The organism is Pseudarthrobacter sp. NKDBFgelt (assembly GCF_046097905.1).
GTDB lineage: Bacteria > Actinomycetota > Actinomycetes > Actinomycetales > Micrococcaceae > Arthrobacter > Arthrobacter polychromogenes.
Genome location: NZ_JBJURL010000020.1, coordinates 1 through 15,974 on the forward strand (window position 1 = coordinate 1; position 15,974 = coordinate 15,974).

15 protein-coding genes, 6 tRNA genes and 1 pseudogene are annotated in these 15,974 nt (G+C 66.6%); 4 read left to right on the plus strand and 18 right to left on the minus strand.

Going from position 1 to position 15,974, the window contains the following annotated elements:
• The 8 genes and pseudogenes from ACKAE7_RS07480 to ACKAE7_RS07515 form a co-directional block, all read right to left on the minus strand.
• Positions 1–712 (minus strand): annotated as a pseudogene (locus ACKAE7_RS07480) (acetyl-CoA C-acyltransferase); the annotation flags it as partial.
• Positions 713–1,019: 307 nt separating this feature from the next.
• On the minus strand, positions 1,020–2,354 hold the full coding sequence (locus ACKAE7_RS07485; protein ID WP_188812776.1) for an HRDC domain-containing protein: 1,335 nt from the start codon (positions 2,352–2,354) through the stop codon (positions 1,020–1,022).
• A 114-nt stretch (positions 2,355–2,468) separates the two neighbouring features.
• Entirely contained in the window at positions 2,469–3,119 is a 651-nt protein-coding gene (locus ACKAE7_RS07490) for a DUF3000 domain-containing protein (protein ID WP_188812774.1), read from the minus strand.
• A 75-nt stretch (positions 3,120–3,194) separates the two neighbouring features.
• Positions 3,195–4,280: a threonine aldolase family protein gene (locus ACKAE7_RS07495; RefSeq protein ID WP_408978859.1), complete on the minus strand. Its 1,086-nt coding sequence runs from the start codon at positions 4,278–4,280 to the stop codon at positions 3,195–3,197.
• 30 nt (positions 4,281–4,310) lie between these two features.
• Entirely contained in the window at positions 4,311–5,030 is a 720-nt protein-coding gene (locus tag ACKAE7_RS07500) for an SDR family oxidoreductase (RefSeq protein WP_188812772.1), read from the minus strand.
• On the minus strand, positions 5,027–6,394 hold the full coding sequence (locus ACKAE7_RS07505; RefSeq protein WP_190612007.1) for a DUF6421 family protein: 1,368 nt from the start codon (positions 6,392–6,394) through the stop codon (positions 5,027–5,029). Before ACKAE7_RS07505 ends, ACKAE7_RS07500 begins: the two co-directional genes overlap by 4 nt.
• A 144-nt stretch (positions 6,395–6,538) precedes the next feature.
• Complete coding sequence (gene msrB, locus ACKAE7_RS07510; protein ID WP_408978846.1) at positions 6,539–7,048, minus strand: peptide-methionine (R)-S-oxide reductase MsrB; 510 nt, start codon at positions 7,046–7,048, stop codon at positions 6,539–6,541.
• A 14-nt stretch (positions 7,049–7,062) separates the two neighbouring features.
• The gene (locus ACKAE7_RS07515) at positions 7,063–7,554 is read right to left on the minus strand and encodes a hypothetical protein (protein ID WP_188812767.1); all 492 of its coding nucleotides are present in this window, start codon (positions 7,552–7,554) and stop codon (positions 7,063–7,065) included.
• Positions 7,555–7,679: 125 nt separating this feature from the next.
• On the opposite strand from ACKAE7_RS07515, the gene ACKAE7_RS07520 reads away from it, so the two are divergent.
• Positions 7,680–8,954 (plus strand): alpha/beta hydrolase family protein, encoded by a 1,275-nt coding sequence (locus ACKAE7_RS07520; protein WP_408978847.1) that lies wholly within the window; start codon positions 7,680–7,682, stop codon positions 8,952–8,954.
• Between the two features lie 5 nt (positions 8,955–8,959).
• Here ACKAE7_RS07520 and ybaK read toward each other — a convergent pair whose 3' ends face one another.
• The 3 genes from ybaK to ACKAE7_RS07535 are packed head-to-tail and all read right to left on the minus strand — an operon-like array spanning position 8,960 to position 10,898.
• A complete protein-coding gene (gene ybaK, locus ACKAE7_RS07525) occupies positions 8,960–9,457 on the minus strand; it encodes a Cys-tRNA(Pro) deacylase (RefSeq protein WP_188812764.1) in 498 nt (165 codons plus the stop codon).
• 20 nt (positions 9,458–9,477) lie between these two features.
• On the minus strand, positions 9,478–9,936 hold the full coding sequence (locus ACKAE7_RS07530) for a SufE family protein (protein ID WP_188812762.1): 459 nt from the start codon (positions 9,934–9,936) through the stop codon (positions 9,478–9,480).
• A 38-nt stretch (positions 9,937–9,974) separates the two neighbouring features.
• Positions 9,975–10,898 carry a sulfurtransferase gene (locus ACKAE7_RS07535; protein WP_190612002.1) on the minus strand — a complete coding sequence of 308 codons (924 nt, stop codon included), beginning with the start codon at positions 10,896–10,898 and terminating at the stop codon, positions 9,975–9,977.
• A gap of 261 nt (positions 10,899–11,159) precedes the next feature.
• Between ACKAE7_RS07535 and zapE the strand changes: the two genes are divergently transcribed.
• Positions 11,160–12,197, plus strand: a complete 1,038-nt coding sequence (gene zapE / locus ACKAE7_RS07540) for a cell division protein ZapE (RefSeq protein ID WP_188812757.1) — start codon at positions 11,160–11,162, stop codon at positions 12,195–12,197.
• A gap of 16 nt (positions 12,198–12,213) precedes the next feature.
• Here zapE and ACKAE7_RS07545 read toward each other — a convergent pair whose 3' ends face one another.
• The 7 genes from ACKAE7_RS07545 to ACKAE7_RS07575 all read right to left on the minus strand — a co-directional run bounded on the left by ACKAE7_RS07545 (position 12,214) and on the right by ACKAE7_RS07575 (position 14,631).
• On the minus strand, positions 12,214–13,437 hold the full coding sequence (locus tag ACKAE7_RS07545) for a benzoate/H(+) symporter BenE family transporter (protein ID WP_408978848.1): 1,224 nt from the start codon (positions 13,435–13,437) through the stop codon (positions 12,214–12,216).
• Positions 13,438–13,591: 154 nt separating this feature from the next.
• Positions 13,592–13,855 (minus strand): antitoxin, encoded by a 264-nt coding sequence (locus tag ACKAE7_RS07550; RefSeq protein WP_174179273.1) that lies wholly within the window; start codon positions 13,853–13,855, stop codon positions 13,592–13,594.
• Positions 13,856–14,079: 224 nt separating this feature from the next.
• Positions 14,080–14,151: transfer RNA gene (locus ACKAE7_RS07555), tRNA-Val, on the minus strand.
• Between the two features lie 41 nt (positions 14,152–14,192).
• Positions 14,193–14,265: transfer RNA gene (locus ACKAE7_RS07560), tRNA-Gly, on the minus strand.
• 59 nt (positions 14,266–14,324) lie between these two features.
• Positions 14,325–14,399, minus strand: a tRNA-Val gene (locus ACKAE7_RS07565).
• A gap of 41 nt (positions 14,400–14,440) precedes the next feature.
• A tRNA-Cys gene (locus tag ACKAE7_RS07570) sits at positions 14,441–14,511 on the minus strand.
• 47 nt (positions 14,512–14,558) lie between these two features.
• Positions 14,559–14,631, minus strand: a tRNA-Gly gene (locus ACKAE7_RS07575).
• Between the two features lie 306 nt (positions 14,632–14,937).
• Here ACKAE7_RS07575 and ACKAE7_RS07580 point away from each other — a divergent pair.
• Both ACKAE7_RS07580 and ACKAE7_RS07585 read left to right on the plus strand, forming a co-directional pair.
• Positions 14,938–15,009 (plus strand) — tRNA-Val (locus ACKAE7_RS07580).
• A gap of 101 nt (positions 15,010–15,110) precedes the next feature.
• The gene (locus ACKAE7_RS07585; RefSeq protein ID WP_188812753.1) at positions 15,111–15,971 is read left to right on the plus strand and encodes a cytochrome; all 861 of its coding nucleotides are present in this window, start codon (positions 15,111–15,113) and stop codon (positions 15,969–15,971) included.
• Positions 15,972–15,974 lie beyond the last annotated feature (3 nt).

Below are 15,974 nucleotides of genomic sequence, written 5' to 3' on the forward strand. Positions count from 1 at the left end.
CCTGACTCCACGAAGATGACCTGCAGGTCGGGGTGGCGGGCTCGTCCACTGGGTGCAGCGTCCAGCCCTGGCCGGGCTTCATGGCTGCCACCGGCACGAGGTCCGGCTGGATGCGGCCGCTGCGGCGGGCGGCCTCATATTTGTCCTGGGAGGCTACGGCGTATGCGTCCGTGCGGTCCTTGGTGATGGACGGGAAGCGGTCGTGCAGGTTCTCTGCGGTGTTCCCCATGTTGAGGGCGGCGGGGTCCACCAGCCGTTCGGACATGAAGCGCGGATTCGGATCGGCGCCTGAACCCATGGGGTGGTTCCCCATATGCTCGACGCCCCCTGCCACCGCCACGTCATAGGCTCCGAAACTGATTCCGCCGGCCACAGCCGTCACCGCAGTCATGGCCCCTGCGCACATCCGGTCTATAGCGAAGCCGGGGACCGTCCTGGGCAGGCCGGCCAGCAGGGCGGCGGTCCGGCCCAGGGTGAGGCCCTGGTCTCCGGTCTGGGTGGCGGCGGCGATGGCCACCTCATCAATACGTTCCGGCGGCAGCGAGGGGTTGCGGCGCAGCAGTTCGCGGATGCATTTCACCATCAGGTCATCAGCCCGGGTGCCCGCGTAGATGCCCTTTTCCCCGGCCCTGCCGAACGGTGTGCGGAGGCCGTCCACAAAGACGACGTCCCGGACAGTGCGCATGGATGCGCCGCTTTCCTGGTGGCTCACGTATAACTCCTCATCGAGACGTAGGCGCCGGTTGCATGCCGGGATGCGGCAGCCAGCCTGGCGGCAATACCTCCGATGTTACTCGTGAGTAACTTAGCCCGCAAGGCCCGCAGTTTGAAGGGACGCTCTCTCACCTAATGCGACATTTTGGCCAGCGCTCTCTCACTCTCTTCAGGAAAGTGAGCGAGCGTCGCTAATATTCACGCATCAAGTGGGAGAGCGTTTGGGGTTGACCGGCATCAAGTGAGCGAGCGTGTGGGTTTGACCGGCATCGAGTGAGAGAGCGTTTGGGGAGTTGTTGGCTGGGCTACTGGCCGGCCGGGGCTGCGTCCGCTTTGGGTTCCTTGGCGGGCAGCGGCTGGGGGTGCAGGAACGCGTCGGAGATGAGGGGGGCGGCCAGTTCCACCTGCCAGTCCCGTGCCCCCAGTGCGCGCAGTTCCGCGGCAATCGCATCCTCGCTGACATCCGCCGGTGGCCGCCAGGCCACCCGCCGCAGGTAGTCGGGGGTCAGCAGGTTCTCCAGTGGCAGGTTCAACTCCTCGGCCCGTGCCTGCAGCAGTGGCCGGGCGGTGGACAGCCGGGCAGCCGCTGCCGGATCGCGGTCGGCCCACACGCGCGGCGGGGGTGGTGCGTTGGTGGGCAGGTGCAGCGGCGGGAGCTCATTCAGGTCCCGGGCTGCCGCGATGCACCGCAGCCAGCGGGGAGCCTCCCGCTGGGCAGCCCGGCCGTGGAAGCCTTTGGTCCCCAGCAGCTGCGGTACCGTGGACGGCATCGCCTTGGCTGCTGCCACCAGGGCAGAGTCCGGGATCAGCCTGCCGGGTGCAACATCCCGCTTTTGCGCCAGGGAGTCCCGCTCCAGCCACAGTTCCCGCACGGCAGCAAGCTGCCGGCGGTCCCGGATCTGGTGGAGGCCTGAGGTTTTCCGCCACGGGTCGACGCGGGCGGGCGCCAGTCCCGCGGCCAGGATTGCCGCGAACTCCTGCTCGGCGTACTCCAGCTTGCCGTCGGCCTCCAGGAGTTCGATCAGCTCCTCCCGCAGTTCCGTCAGGACCTCAACATCCAGGGCGGCGTACCGCAGCCAGGGTTCGGGGAGGGGACGGGTGGACCAGTCGGCGGCGGAATGCTCCTTGGCGAGCCCGAAGCCCAGAAGTTGTTCGATGACTGCGGCGAGTCCCACGCGGGGGAGCCCGGCGAGCCGTGCCGCGAGTTCGGTATCAAAGAGCTTGTCCGGCCACATGCCAAGTTCGGAGAGGCAGGGCAGGTCCTGGCTGGCGGCGTGCAGGATCCACTCGACGCCGCGCAGGGCGTCGTTGATGATGTCCAGGTTCCCGAAGGGTTCAGGATCGATCAGCCAGGTCCCGGCGCCTTCACGCCGGATCTGGACAAGGAAAGCCCGCTGCCCGTACCGGAAGCCGGAAGCACGCTCAGCGTCAACCCCCGCGGGCCCCGTTCCTGCCGCTATGGCCGCAGCGCAGCGCTCCAGGCCGGACTGCGTTTCGATGACCAGGGGAACGCCGTCCCGGGGTGCTGCGAGTTCGACGATTTCGGGGACGGGGCTGTCAAAGCCTTCCACCGTGATATGGGGTGCGGTATCAGCAGCCGGGACGCCGGCCGTGGTGTTATCCGGAATGTTTGGGGTCATGATGCCTTCAGTTTACCGGCCGGCCGGTCCGCGCCTGCGTGCGTGCCATCGTGCGGGCCTGCACAGTGCCACCTTCCGTCCCGGGCGCGATGTGTGCGCCACCGGCCATGGTCCTCAGTTCCGCCGCCGGTGCGTCAGCGGCGTGACGCCGTCGGGCAGTGGCGGGAGGCCGGCGAACGTGCAGACCATGTCCGACCACGCCTCGAGGTGGGCCCTGACATCGGATGTGGCAGGGGTCCAGGAGGCACGGAGTTCAATATCGATGGATCCAGGACGCTCCGAGAGGGTGCCGAAGCTTTCGGAGAGGACGCGCGTGGCCGTACCGCCCGCTGCCCGGTACGGCGCCTTGTGGTTTTCCAGTGCCTCCACGAGCCAGGTCCAGGCGACTGTTCCGAGCATCTCATCGTTGCCCATCTCGGGCTCCAGTTCCGCGCGGATATAGGTGACGATGCGGAACTCCCCGCCCCAGACCTCCGATCCGTCCGGGTCATGCAGGAGGATGAAGCGGCCGGTTGCCAGTTCCGTGCCGCCGTCGTCTTCCGTTCCCGACGCGGCAGCCAGTGCCATGGCAGCCGGGCCGTGGAGCGGCGTTCCCGGTGTGCCGGCGCCGGGAGCGTAAACCTCGGCACCGAGGGCCACGGCAAAGGGCGCCAGGCGGGCAGGCGCCGGAATCTCCGCCAGGCGGAGCTCCCGGCGGCACTGGGCTTTCCTGAGGGTTCCCAAGGCGTGGAGAAACTCCGGGGGAACCTGGTCAAGTGCGTTCACCTTCGCAGGTTACGCAACTGTGCCGGGACGGGCTGGTAGGCTCGCCGCCGCCCCTTGCCCCGGCTGCCGGAAGCGTTAGCCCGCACGCTGCCTGAGCTCCCGGCGGATGGCGTCAGCAAAGGAATCCACGTCCTCCTCGGTGGTGTCAAAGGAACACATCCAGCGGACTTCCCTGGCAGCTTCATTCCAGTCGTAGAAGCGGAAGGACGTGCGCAGCCTGTCAGCCACGCCTTCGGGGAGGATGGCGAACACACCGTTGGACTCGGTCTTCTGGGTGGGATGGACGCCGTCGATGGTGTCGACGGCGGCGCGGAGCCGGGCGGCCATGGCGTTGGCGTGGGCGGCGGAGCGCAGCCACAGGTCGCCCTCCAGGAGCGCGATGAACTGCGCGGACATGAAGCGCATCTTGGATGCCAGCTGCATGTTCATCTTGCGCAGGTACACCAGCCCGTGCGCGGCTTCCGGGTTCAGCGCCACCACCACTTCACCGAAGAGCAGGCCGTTCTTGGTTCCGCCGAAGGACAGGATGTCCACGCCGGCATCGCGGGTGAAGGCACGCAGCGGAACCTGGAGGTGGGCTGCGGCGTTGGCCAGCCTGGCACCATCCATGTGGAGCTTCATGCCCCTGGCGTGGACGTGGTCGGCGATGGCGCGGACTTCCTCCGGCGTGTAGCAGGTGCCAAGTTCCGTGGTCTGGGTGATGGAGACGGCGAGCGGCTGGGCACGGTGTTCGTCGCCCCAGCCCCAGGCCTCCCGGTCAATGAGTTCGGGCGTGAGCTTGCCGTCGGGCGTCGGAACGGGCAGCAGCTTGATGCCGCCGACGCGCTCGGGGGCACCGTTTTCGTCCATGTTGATGTGGGCCGTGGAGGCACAAACCACAGCACCCCAGCGGGGGAGCAGCGACTGCAGCGAAAGGACGTTCGCGCCGGTGCCGTTGAAGACCGGAAAGCACTCAATCCCGGGCCCGAAATGCTCCTCCATCAGTTCCTGCAGCCTGGCTGTGTAGTCGTCCTCGCCGTAGGAGACCTGGTGGCCGTCGTTCGCGGCAGCCAGTGCCGCGAGGACTTCCGGGTGCACCCCGGAATAGTTGTCCGAGGCGAAGCCCCGCACGTTCGGATCGTGGAGGCGGATCCCGGCGGCGGTTTCAGCAGTTGTTGTCATGGGTTTGCTCACGCTTTCAGTCTAGGTAGGTCAGGGCGCCAGCAGCATCCGGCTGCCGTTCAGTTCAGCGGCAGGGACGTGGAAGAGGCCGACGACGGCGCGCGCCAGGTCCCGGACGTCCGTCGCCCCCGGGAATGAACGCTCCGGGTGGCTGCGCCGCAGCCCATCATCCACCAGGGACTTGACCACCAGGACGACGGCGGCTGCCTTGCCGCCGTCGACTCTGCCGGAGTCCCGGCGGAAACCGTCCGCCACGGCCATGGTCCATGCTTCGGCGGCGGCCTTCGCTGCGGCATAGCTGGCCGCCGCCGCCGAGGGCTTGGCGACGGCGGTGGAGGACACCATGGCCAGGCGGCCGTCCGGGGAGGCGGCGACGTCGTCGTAAAAGACGCGCGAGACGTTGCGGAGCGTTGTGATGGCTCCCCGCTCAAGGAAGTCCCAGTCCTCGTCCGTCTGGTCCGTGATGCCGCGCGCGCCCCGCCAGCCGCCCACCAGGTGGATCACGGCATCCATCGGCCCGGCAGCAGCGGAGACCTCGGCCCGCAGCTGCTGTACCTCCTCCATCCGTGCGAGGTCGCACACGAAGGGGGCAACGCCGTCGCCCGCCTGTTCCGCCGCCGCACTGATCCTGGCCTGGTCAGACCCTACGGTGAAGACGCGGTGGCCCGCTTCCCGGAGGGCGCGGGCCACCGCGATGCCGGACACTCCGCTGCCGCCGGTGACCAGCACGTTCAGCCTCCGTTGTGTCACAGGGCAGTGGCTCCGGTGATGCCCGCCGTGGACTCAATGACAGGGCGCATCTTCTTCTCCAGCGCTTCGTAGAACATGGACAGCGGGAATTCGTCGTCGAGCACCTGGTCGGTGAGTCCGCGGGGCGGACCGGCCAGCGGCAGGGCCTCCGGGCCCTTCGCCCAGACGGACGCCGGGTGGGGCGTGACGGTCGCGGAAATCAGCTGGTACGCGGCCAGCCAGTGGGCAGTCTTGGGCCGGTCGATGGAGCGCCAGTACAGCTCGTCGATGCCTGCGCCGAGGGCGATGACGGCGTTGGCCACTTCGTCCCAGTCGATGGTGAGCCTGGTGTCCGTCCAGTGCAGGACCCGCTGCTGGTGCAGCCAGGCGAACAGGAGCTGGCCGCCCAGGCCATCGTAGTTCCGGACCCGGCTGCCGGTGATGGCAAACCGGAAGATGCGGTCAAAGATGATGGCGTACTGCACCAGTTTGGCGTGGCGCCGGGCCTCGGGATCGGCGTCCTCATCTTTTTCTATCCGTACGGATTCGCGGAACGCCGTCAGGTCGCAGCGCAGTTCTTCGAGCGAGTACAGGAAGAAGGGCATCCGCTGCTTGATCATGAACGGATCGAACGGCAGGTCGCCACGCATGTGCGTCCGGTCGTGGATCAGGTCCCACATGACAAACGTGGCCTCGGTCAGGTCCTGGTCGGCGAGCATCTCCGCTGCGCCTTCGGGCAGTTCAAGGCAGGTGGTCTCGGCTGCGGCTTTGAGCACGCGGCGGAACCTGGCCGCTTCCCGGTCCGCGAAGATGGCCCCCCAGGTGAAGGTGGGGGTCTTGCTGACCGCAACGGTCTCCGGGAACAGCACGGCGGAATTGGTGTCATAGCCGGCGGTGAAGTCCACGAAGCGGATGGGAACGAACAGCTTGTTCGAGTAGTCTCCCGCCTCGAGGCCGGCAATGAACTCCGGCCAGATCACCTCGACCAGGACTGCCTCCACCATGCGGCTGCTGCTGCCGTTCTGCGTGTACATGGGGAAGACGACCAGGTGCTGGAGGCCGTTCCGGCGCTGCTCCTGCGGCTGGAAGGCGAGGAGGGAGGACAGGAAGTCTGGAGTGGCAAACCCGGTGCCGGCCCAGCTTGAAAAATCCGCGCACACAGCGTCCAGGTAGGCGGCGTCGTGCGGGAAGGCGGGGGCCAGGGCGCGGACGGCGCTGACGATGTCCTCCACCCGGGAAGCGGCCTCGGAGTGGTGGGCGGCGTCCGGGATGGAGCCGTCCTGGACCTGGAGGGCCTGCAGGGCAGTGGCGGCGGCCTTGAGCCGCTTCCAGTCCTGGTTCTCTGCGGAAATCCCGGTGACGGCGGTGGTCAGGGTTTCGGTCATCGTCGGCTGCCTTTCTGGTTGCTTGCTACCTGATGCCGAGCGTAGCAAGCAACCAGCAGGGCTAATGCGGAAAGTGCTTTAGCCTAAGAAAGCGTTGGGCTCAGGTGCCCAATCTGCCACGGGAGGAGGCCCGCAGCTGGGGGATCAGTGCTCGGGCTCCGTTGCGCTGACCTGCGTATCCTCCTGCGGGACCAGCCGGATGGAGATGGAGTTGATGCAGTAACGCTGGTCCGTAGGGGTTCCGAAACCCTCGCCTTCGAACACATGGCCCAAATGGGAGTCACACGATGCACAGCGGACCTCCACCCGCTCCATCCCCAGGGTGCGGTCGTGGATGTAGCGGACGTTCCCCTCAGCAAGCGGGGCCCAGAAGGACGGCCAGCCGCAGTGGGAATCGAACTTTTCCTTGCTGGTGAAAAGCTCTGTCCCGCACGCGCGGCACTGGTAGACGCCGGCTGTGTGGGTGTCCCAGTATTCACCGGTGTACGGACGCTCGGTCCCCGCCTGGCGGAGCACATGGTATTCCTCCGGCGTGAGTTCCTCACGCCATTGGGCATCGGTCTTCTCAACGCCCTTGCCGCCCACGGCGGATGTTGCTCCCGGAGCTGTGTCTGGGGCCTTGTGTCCGAAGATGCTGTTTCCGAAGATGCTCATAGCCTTGTCAACGCTCACGAGTCACCAATAAATCCCGAGCCCGCGTACAGATGAAGCACGGGAAGACCCAGCTGGTCCTGTGCCTTATTGGCCCAGTCCGTGTGGAACGTGTCCGCCACGGCATGCGGCCGGGTAATCACCACTGCCTGCGCAGCGCCGGTCTCCCGTACTTTGGCGACCAGTCCACTGACGGCCCCGCCGTCCACGACTTCCCCCGTGACGCCTGAGCCCAGTCCTTCCAGGGCCGCCAGGGACACGGACAGGGTCTCCGCCGCCTGGGCTCGTTCCTGGGAGGGATCCGGCGCGTGGGAGGTCAGCTCCCGGAAGGCCTTGGCGATGTCCAGCAGCGAAAGGTTTTCGAGGAAGTCCACCAGCAGGTGCCGCTCGGTGTTTGCCGGCACCAGGACAACCAGGCGGGTATCCGCGCCGGCCACGAGGCGTTCGATGTTCAGGCGGTCGTCCGCCCCCAGGGGTTCTTCGGTCAGGATGACGATGGGTTCACTCATGGCCCTAGCCTAGTCCTGCAGCGTTGCCCTGCGCAGGGGCAGCCGCGCCCGTCTGTTGGCGCCAACAGGCGATGGCCGCACGCGGCGGAATGCGGGCATCGGTCCCGGGCCGGTAAGAATAGTTCATGGCATCTTTCCAGCGAACCCGCCCCGCCCCCGTCCAGAGCAGCCCCGATTCCGGGGGGATGTCCCTGCGGGCCAAATGGGCAATCGGCGGAGCGATCGGTGGGGGCGGCCTGGCAGGACTCCTGGCCACAGGGTCATCGGCGCTCGCCGTGTACTTCGCGCGGCGGGTCATCACACCGGCACGGCAGCGGGCAGCAGACCAGGAAATGCTCGCGCTCATCAGGGACGGCCAGCGGCAGCAGGCGATCTTCGCCGCCACGGACGACACCACGGTGGACGGTGTCTACGGGTTCTTCTTCGACGGCGGCAAAGGGCACGCGCGGATCGGCCGCATCGTCTCCTATTCGCCCGCCGAGCGGACCGTCCTGCGGGACGTTGAAGCGGTGTACGCCGGGGACCTCTCCACGGCCCGCCGCGGCTGGTGGAGCGGGGCTGTCCATCCGGACCCCGCCGCCGTCGGACTTCCGTATGAGGAGGTAATGATCGACGTCGACCGGGGGCAGGCCCCGGCATGGCTTGTCCGCGCCGGCGGTACGGCCCGGACCTGGGCGGTCATGGTGCACGGACGCGGAGCCACACGCCAGGAGGCGCTGCGCGCCGTAGGCCCCGCTTTGGAGCTGGGGCTGACCAGCCTCCTGGTGTCCTACCGCAACGACGGCCTTGCCCCCTCCGCGGACGACGGCCGGTACGGCCTGGGTTCCACGGAATGGCGCGACGTCGAGGCGGCGATCGAGTACGCGCTGGCCAACGGTGCAGAAGAAATAGTGCTGTTCGGGTGGTCGATGGGCGGCGCCATCTGCCTGCAGGCGGCCGACCTGTCCCGCTGCCGGCACCTGATCCGGGCGATGGTGCTCGATGCGCCCGTCACTGACTGGGTGAATGTCCTGGCCCATCATGCACAGCTGAACAGGATTCCCTCCCTGGTGGGCCGGTATGGCCAGCTCATGCTGGGCCATCCCCTGGGGAGGCGACTCACGGGATTGTCCGCCCCGGTTGACCTCAAGGCGATGGACTGGGTGTCGCGTGCAGTGGAACTCCGCACGCCTACGCTGGTGCTGCACAGCGTCGACGACGAATACGTGCCGTACGGGCCCTCGGCCCTGCTCGCCGAGCGAAACCCGGAGATGGTGACCTTCGAGCCCTTCCACCAGGCACGGCACACCAAGGAATGGAATGTCGATCCGGAGCGGTGGGAAAGTCTGGTGAAGGCGTGGCTGCGGCAGCAGCTGGCACCCAGGCTGAATCCGGGCGCCCTGGCCCCGGTCAGTCCCTGAGCCGGTCAGCCGGCTGGCGAGCCGATCGGTGCCGTCACTGCCTGGGTGAGGCGGACCAGGTCAGCCGGTGCCAGTTCTATGTCCAGGCCACGCTTTCCGCCGGAGACCAGCAGGGTCTCCAGGGCCAGGGCACTTGAGTCCAGGACGGTGGGGGAGGGCTGCCGCTGGCCGAGCGGGGAGATGCCTCCCAGCACGTAGCCGGTGCGACGCTGGGCTGCCGCCGGATCTGCCATTGCCGCTTTCTTGGCCCCGAGCGCGGTGGCCAGCGCCTTCAGGTCCAAGGTTCCGCTGACGGGGACGATACCCACGGCCAGCCGGCCCTCCACCTCTACCATCAGGGTCTTGAAAACCCTTGAGGGATCAATGCCGAGAGCCTCGGCAGCCTCCGCCCCATAGCTGGCTGCTGAGGGATCGTGCGTGTAGGGGTGCAGCACGAAGGGAACCCCGGCCGCGGTCAGTGCCGCCGTTGCCGGGGTTCCCTGTGACGCGTTCCTGCGGGCCATGATGCTGGTCCGGGCTGCGGCTAGGAGCGCACGCCGGACGCGGCAGCGACCTTGCGCTTGATCCTTCCCAGCATGGCGGTCATGCCGCGCATGCGGAGCGGCGTGATGGCACGGGTGAGTCCGAGAAGTTCCGGCATGTCGTCCGGGACCGAGAGGATCTCTTCCGCGGACAACCCGTCCAGCCCCTCGTGCAGCACGCCGGCAAACCCCCGGGTTGTGGGGGCCTCTGCCGGAGCCTTGAAGAACAACCGCACGGTACCGGCCGGACCGCCGTCCTTTTCCGTCTCAATGGTAAGGAAGAGCGGCGACTGGCACTCCACCACCTGCTCCAGCAGCTCTGGGTGGTCCTTGAGCCGGTCCGGAAGTTCCGGCAGGCCCTCGGAGAATTCCAGCAGCAGCTGCAGCCGCTCGGGTTCGGACATGGCCTGGAAATCGTCCACGATGGCCGCCAGGGCGGAAGGCAGGGCTTGAGTAGTCATCGGTTCAAGTCTACGCAATTGTTGCGGTACGGGCCGCGTCAGGAGCCTACTGCAACAGGAACAGAACCGCGTTCCGCACCCTTGGCGATCGGCACCCGCACGGCGTTGCCCCACTCGGTCCATGAACCGTCGTAGTTGCGGACGGAATCGAAGCCCAGGAGGTACTTGAGGGCGAACCAGGTGTGGCTGGAACGCTCGCCGATGCGGCAGTACGCCACAACGTCGTCGCCTTCGGCCAGCCCTGCCTCGTCGAGGTAGAGGGCCTCAAGTTCCGCACGGCTGCGGTAGGTGCCGTCTTCTGCGGCGGCGCGTGCCCAGGGGATTGAAGCGGCGGTGGGAATGTGGCCGCCGCGGAGGGCGCCCTCCTCCGGGTAGGCCGGCATGTGCGTGCGCTGGCCCGTGTATTCCTCGGGGGAGCGGACGTCGATGAGCGGCTTGCCCAGGTGGGCAAGGACGTCTTCCTTGAAGGCACGGATGGGGGCGTCGTTGCGCTCGACGACGGGGTAGTCGCCCCTGGCCGGGGCCGGCTTCTCCCTCGTGAGTTCCCGCCCTTCGGCAATCCACTTGTCCCGGCCGCCGTCCAGCAGGCGCACGTCCTGGTGGCCGAAAAGCTCGAAAACCCAGAGGGCGTAGGCAGCCCACCAGTTGGACTTGTCCCCGTAGATGACCACGGTGCTGTCACGGGAGATGCCCTTCGACGCCGCCAGCTCGGCGAACGCGGCGCCGTCCACGTAGTCGCGGGTGACGTCGTCGTTCAGGTCCGTGTGCCAGTCGATCTTCACGGCGCCGCGGATGTGTCCGGTTTCGTAGAGCAGCACGTCCTCATCAGATTCGACCACCACCAGCTCACCGTTGGCGACGGCGCCGCTTTCGATAGCAGCAGCAAGCCACCCTGTGGAGACCAGCCGCTCCGGGTGTGCGTAAGCTGCGAACTTCTCGTTCTGTTCAACGGGGTAGGGCATGATCTTGGCCTTTCATTGAGGACACGGAGAGCCTGCTGGACCTGGCGGCGCCGGCATGGGGACCTGCTTCCACACTAGCCAGCACCCCGGCCCGTGTCCGTATTCCGTTAACAGGACGACATGTTGCCTTCATCACGCTGCGCGGGCGGGAACCTGTGACGCAGTGTGTGGAAGCACTGTGTGACGCATCATGGGACGGCAATGCGGCGCCGCATTGCCGGTATTCTTTCTGGGGACCAACCACCAGCAGAACGGACCCCCTTGGTACAGATCGAACAGCTTGCCGCCCGCACTCCGGCAGTTTCGGTGGATGAGCTCCTCAAAGGTTTCTATCCATCGCCGCGGTTCGGCCAGGTTTCCTTTTCCAGCTACCGCCCCGATCCCAAGCAGCCCAGCCAGTCTGCGGCCGTCAGGGCACTGGAGGGGTTTGCCGACGGCGTGGGCTCCGCGGGCGGGGGAGGACTGTTCAAGAAGTTCTTCGCCAAGAAGGACGAAACCCGCGCCGGCATCTACCTCGACGGCGGGTTCGGCGTCGGCAAGACCCACCTGCTCGCCTCGCTGTGGCACGCCTCGCCCGGCCCCAAAGCCTTCGGGACCTTCGTGGAGTACACCAACCTGGTGGGTGCGCTGTCCTTCCGCAAGACGGTGGACGCGCTCAGCAGCTACAAGCTTGTGTGCATCGATGAGTTCGAGCTCGATGATCCGGGCGACACCGTCCTCATGTCCCGGCTCATGCGTGAACTCGCCGACGCCGGGGTGAAACTCGCAGCCACCTCCAACACCCTGCCCGGATCGCTGGGCGACGGCAGGTTCGCAGCCGTCGACTTCCAGCGTGAAATCCAGGTCCTCGCGGACCAGTTCGACGTCCTCCGAATCGACGGGGAAGACTTCCGGCACCGTGGGCTGCCGGCAGCGCCGGCGCCCCTGAAAAACAGTGAACTGTCCTCGCACATGAAGGCGGAATTCGACGGGAAGACGGTGGCCCAGGACGAGTTCAGCACGCTGATCCACCACCTGGCCGGCGTGCACCCCAGCCGCTACCGCCAGCTGATTGACGGCGTTGACGGCGTGGTGTGGCGCAACGTCCACACCATCACCGAACAGGCCGTGGCGCTGAGGTTCGTGGTGCTTGCTGACCGGCTTTATGACAAGGATGTCCCCATCCTCGCCAGCGGTGTTCCGTTCGACCAGCTGTTCACCGAGGAAATGATGACCGGCGGCTACATGAAGAAGTACTTCCGCGCCGTCTCCCGGCTCACCGCGCTGGCCCGGGAAGGCCAGAACCACGAACCGTCCTAGCGGCGGCCCGGCCCGGTCAGCTGGCTGCTCCGGGACGGCGCGGCTGCAGCACCAGCCGGACCGCCAGCCCCGCGGCGAGTGCCCAAAACGCTGACCCGATACCGGCAAAAGCAAGGCCCGAGGCCGCCATGAGGAAGGTGACGGCCGGGGCTATCCTGTCCTCCGGATCGGCCAGCGCGGCTGACACGGCACCCGCAAGGGTCCCCAGGAGTGCCAGGCCGGCCACTGCCTCGAGCATGCCGGCCGGTGCGGCCGTCACCAGGGTCACCAGCGCGGCGGAGAATGCAGCCAGCACAAGGTAGGCAAGCCCGGACGTGAAGCCGGCCACCCACCGGCGGTGCCGGTCCGGCCCCGCCTCCTCACCGGCTGCCAGGGCGGCGCTGAGCGCGGCGAGATTAACGGCGTGGGCGCCGAACGGCGCTGCTGCCGCGGTCCCCGCACCGGTCACCAGCATGGCCGGACGCCACGGGGTGTCGTAGCCGAAAGACCGGAGCACTGCCACGCCCGGGACGTTCTGGGACGCCATCGTCACCACAAACAGCGGAAGCGCAATACCCGCCATTGCCTGCAGGCTGAAGGCCGGCGTGGTCCAGGCAAGGACTGGAAGAATTTCGCCATCCCCCAGGGAAGTGCCCCCCGAGGCCAGGGAAATCCCGATCACGGCCAGGGCCACCAGCAGGGCTGCCGGGACGGACCAGCGGGGCGCCAGCTTCATCATCAACAGCCAGCACAGGATGACCGGTGCAATGAACAGCGGCACTGTCCCCAACGCCTTGAACGGTGCCAGGCAAAGCTGCAGCAGGACGCCGGCGAGCATTGCCTGCGCAAGGGTTGCCGGGATCCTTGCCATCAGCCGCCCCAGGGCAGGGACCAGGCCGGTCATCGCAATCAGTACCCCGGTGGCAAGGAAGGCCCCGACGGCGGCCGGCCACCCGCCGTCGACCGTTCCGGACGTTGCCAGCAGGGCAGCGCCGGGCGTGGACCACGCGAGCGTCACCGGCACTTTGGAACGCCAGGAAAGCCAGAGCACCCCAAGGCCCACGGCAACGGTCAGTGCCAGCAGTCCGGACGCCGCCTGCGCGGGGCTGGCGCCCACCGCCCTGAGCCCGGCCAGGACCACGGCGAAGGAGGACGTAAATCCCACCAGCGCGGTGACGATACCTGCCACAACGGGCCGGGAGTCGAGCTTGTGCCGCCCGGGTGATTGCTGTGCCGTGGGATATGCGGGGGACTTCGCCATACGGGCAGGTTACCGGCCCTGTTCCGTGAAGCCTTCATCGGCCTGGGACATGCCGCTTAGACGTGCCGCTTAAACGCCAAAGGTGCAGGTGCCGCCTCCCGGCGGGACCTGCACCCCCTTGACGTGCTAGGGCAAGACCCTGGCCAAATCCTGTTTACGGAGTCCTGTCAGCCGGCGGAACCGGGTTGACGGGAGTGACCGGCGGCACCTGCTCAGCGGCAGGTGCCTGTCCCGGGGTGCCGTTCTTGTCAATGAGCTTGGAAGCGCCATCCTGGACCTTGTTCACGTGGCCCGAGTACTTGCCTCCGGTCTTGGTGTCCACAAAATCACCGGCCTTGTTGATGCCGTTCTTGATGGCCTGCTCGTTGCCGCGGATGAGACCCTGAGCCTTGCCCTTTAGATCGTCAATCAGTCCCACGAGCACCTCCCTTCAATCGCGGAGCCAGGTCGCTCCTCCGCATTCGATCCTAGCGCCGCCGGGAAGGCCTGCCAAGGAAATCAGGGGTTCCGGGCGTTCGCCCGCAGCGGATGTACGCCTGCCTGCAGCGGGTGCGGTTCCCATGTCACCCGTAGGGGAACCGTAGGCGAGTGCGCGCACAGTGGCCGGGCAAGAAAAAAGCAGCTCCGGAGAGCTGCTGCCTGTGGGCGATACTGGGATCGAACCAGTGACCTCTTCCGTGTCAGGGAAGCGCGCTACCGCTGCGCCAATCGCCCGGAACCGGAAGACCGGCTGATGGGATCCTAAGAAACAAGAGAGCGGACGACGAGATTCGAACTCGCGACATCCACCTTGGCAAGGTGGTGCTCTACCAGCTGAGCTACGTCCGCAGATATGAAGTGCGTTCCGGCCGGAGCCGGTCGAACTGCATGAAGCAAGTTTCCTTGCTTGGTGGGCGATACTGGGATCGAACCAGTGACCTCTTCCGTGTCAGGGAAGCGCGCTACCGCTGCGCCAATCGCCCATGTCCATCCGGGTATTATCCGGAAACCATGGTTTTCACCGAGGTGGGTACGGGATTCGAACCCGTGTATACGGCTTTGCAGGCCGCTGCCTCGCCTCTCGGCCAACCCACCGTGTAAGCGTCGGTTCCAAAGAACCTTTGCCGTGACAGTGTCCTGCGAGCGGACGACGAGATTCGAACTCGCGACATCCACCTTGGCAAGGTGGTGCTCTACCAGCTGAGCTACGTCCGCATTTTGGAGGCTGATTCCCTGCCGTTCCCGGCATTTCCTCGCGTTCCAACGAGTAAAAACAATATAGGAGGTTCAAGGATTCTCCAAATCGCCTGCGCCCCGATTGCCCTATGTGTCCGTTCTTCCCAGCAATGGCGCGGTTTGGCTTACTTACAACTGTGTAATTTACGACGACGGGCGGGTGCCTTGGGTGCCGTATCCGGCAGGGTGCCGGACGGGCCGGCCGGCTTCCGGCTGCCATGGAATGGGTCACGACGTGCCGATTTTTGAATTGGGTGCGGCGTCGGCTAGCATTCAAGTGCATCAGGGCGATTGGCGCAGTGGTAGCGCGCTTCGTTCACACCGAAGAGGTCACTGGTTCGAACCCAGTATCGCCCACCGTACAAAGGTCCGTTTCCGCTCGCAGCGGAAACGGACCTTTTTTGTCTGCGGATCCGTGCCTCCAGATTTTGTCGGCCCCCTGTGAAAGAGTTTTTTCCATGACAGCTCCACTTCTTGCCCATGCCACCGAATACGGCCGGATGTACGCCCGCTCCACGTCGGAGCAGTTTTCGGTTCCGTCCATTACCACCGTCATCAGCCAGCAGCCGCACGGGCTGGATGGCTGGTTCGGCTACATGGGCGCGAGCAGCCTGGCAAACGATCCCCTGCTGGCGGACTGCCTGGGTAGCCCTGCCAAGATCAAACAGGCTGTCAGCCGGGCAGCCAAGGCGGCTGAGACGTACCGCGATGAAGCCGCCAGGCGCGGGGACCGGGTGCACAACTACTGCGAGCAGGTGGCGCTCCGCGCCCTGGGCCGGCCGCACGCCATGAAGGAAACCCGTGAGGCCCTGGCGGCCAACGGAGAGGAAGCCTTCGCGGTGCGTTTTGACGAGTGGTGGGAGCTGTTCCGGGTGGAGCCTATCGCCCCGGAAATCACGGTCTGGAACAACGCGGTGGGGTATGCGGGAACCCTGGACCTGGTGGCCCGCATCAACGGCCGCGTTTGCCTCATCGACTACAAAACCAAAGGCACCACCCGGGACGGCCTGGTCAAACCGCTCGATGACAAGGTGGTGATGCAGCTTGTCGCCGGGATGAAGGCGGAAGAGAGCCTTGTTGACCCCGAGGCCGGGACCTGGGAGCCGTGGAAGTACGGGGAAGACCCCGTCCTCCTGGCGGTGGCCATCGGTGAAACCGAAGTGCGTCCGGTGCGGGCCAATCCCGAGGTCCTCAAGCACCACTGGTGGAAGTTTTGTGCCCTGCGGCGGGTGTGGGAGCTCAACGCGGATACCATCAGCGCCGGTTCCGCGCTGCTTCCCATCGCCCCGCCGCCGCTGGCGCAGGTGCGCACCGCCTAGCAC

Bases quoted from the DNA above. Each gene is read 5' to 3' on its own strand.
- ACKAE7_RS07485 (WP_188812776.1), bottom strand. From the start codon at position 2,354: ATGACCCCAAACATTCCGGATAACACCACGGCCGGCGTCCCGGCTGCT.
- ybaK (WP_188812764.1), bottom strand. From the start codon at position 9,457: ATGGCCCGCAGGAACGCGTCACAGGGAACCCCGGCAACGGCGGCACTG.
- ACKAE7_RS07505 (WP_190612007.1), bottom strand. From the start codon at position 6,394: ATGACCGAAACCCTGACCACCGCCGTCACCGGGATTTCCGCAGAGAAC.
- ACKAE7_RS07520 (WP_408978847.1), top strand. From the start codon at position 7,680: ATGGCATCTTTCCAGCGAACCCGCCCCGCCCCCGTCCAGAGCAGCCCC.
- ACKAE7_RS07495 (WP_408978859.1), bottom strand. From the start codon at position 4,280: ATGACAACAACTGCTGAAACCGCCGCCGGGATCCGCCTCCACGATCCG.
- ACKAE7_RS07585 (WP_188812753.1), top strand. From the start codon at position 15,111: ATGACAGCTCCACTTCTTGCCCATGCCACCGAATACGGCCGGATGTAC.
- ACKAE7_RS07535 (WP_190612002.1), bottom strand. From the start codon at position 10,898: ATGCCCTACCCCGTTGAACAGAACGAGAAGTTCGCAGCTTACGCACAC.
- ACKAE7_RS07545 (WP_408978848.1), bottom strand. From the start codon at position 13,437: ATGGCGAAGTCCCCCGCATATCCCACGGCACAGCAATCACCCGGGCGG.
- msrB (WP_408978846.1), bottom strand. From the start codon at position 7,048: ATGAGCATCTTCGGAAACAGCATCTTCGGACACAAGGCCCCAGACACA.
- ACKAE7_RS07515 (WP_188812767.1), bottom strand. From the start codon at position 7,554: ATGAGTGAACCCATCGTCATCCTGACCGAAGAACCCCTGGGGGCGGAC.
- ACKAE7_RS07530 (WP_188812762.1), bottom strand. From the start codon at position 9,936: ATGACTACTCAAGCCCTGCCTTCCGCCCTGGCGGCCATCGTGGACGAT.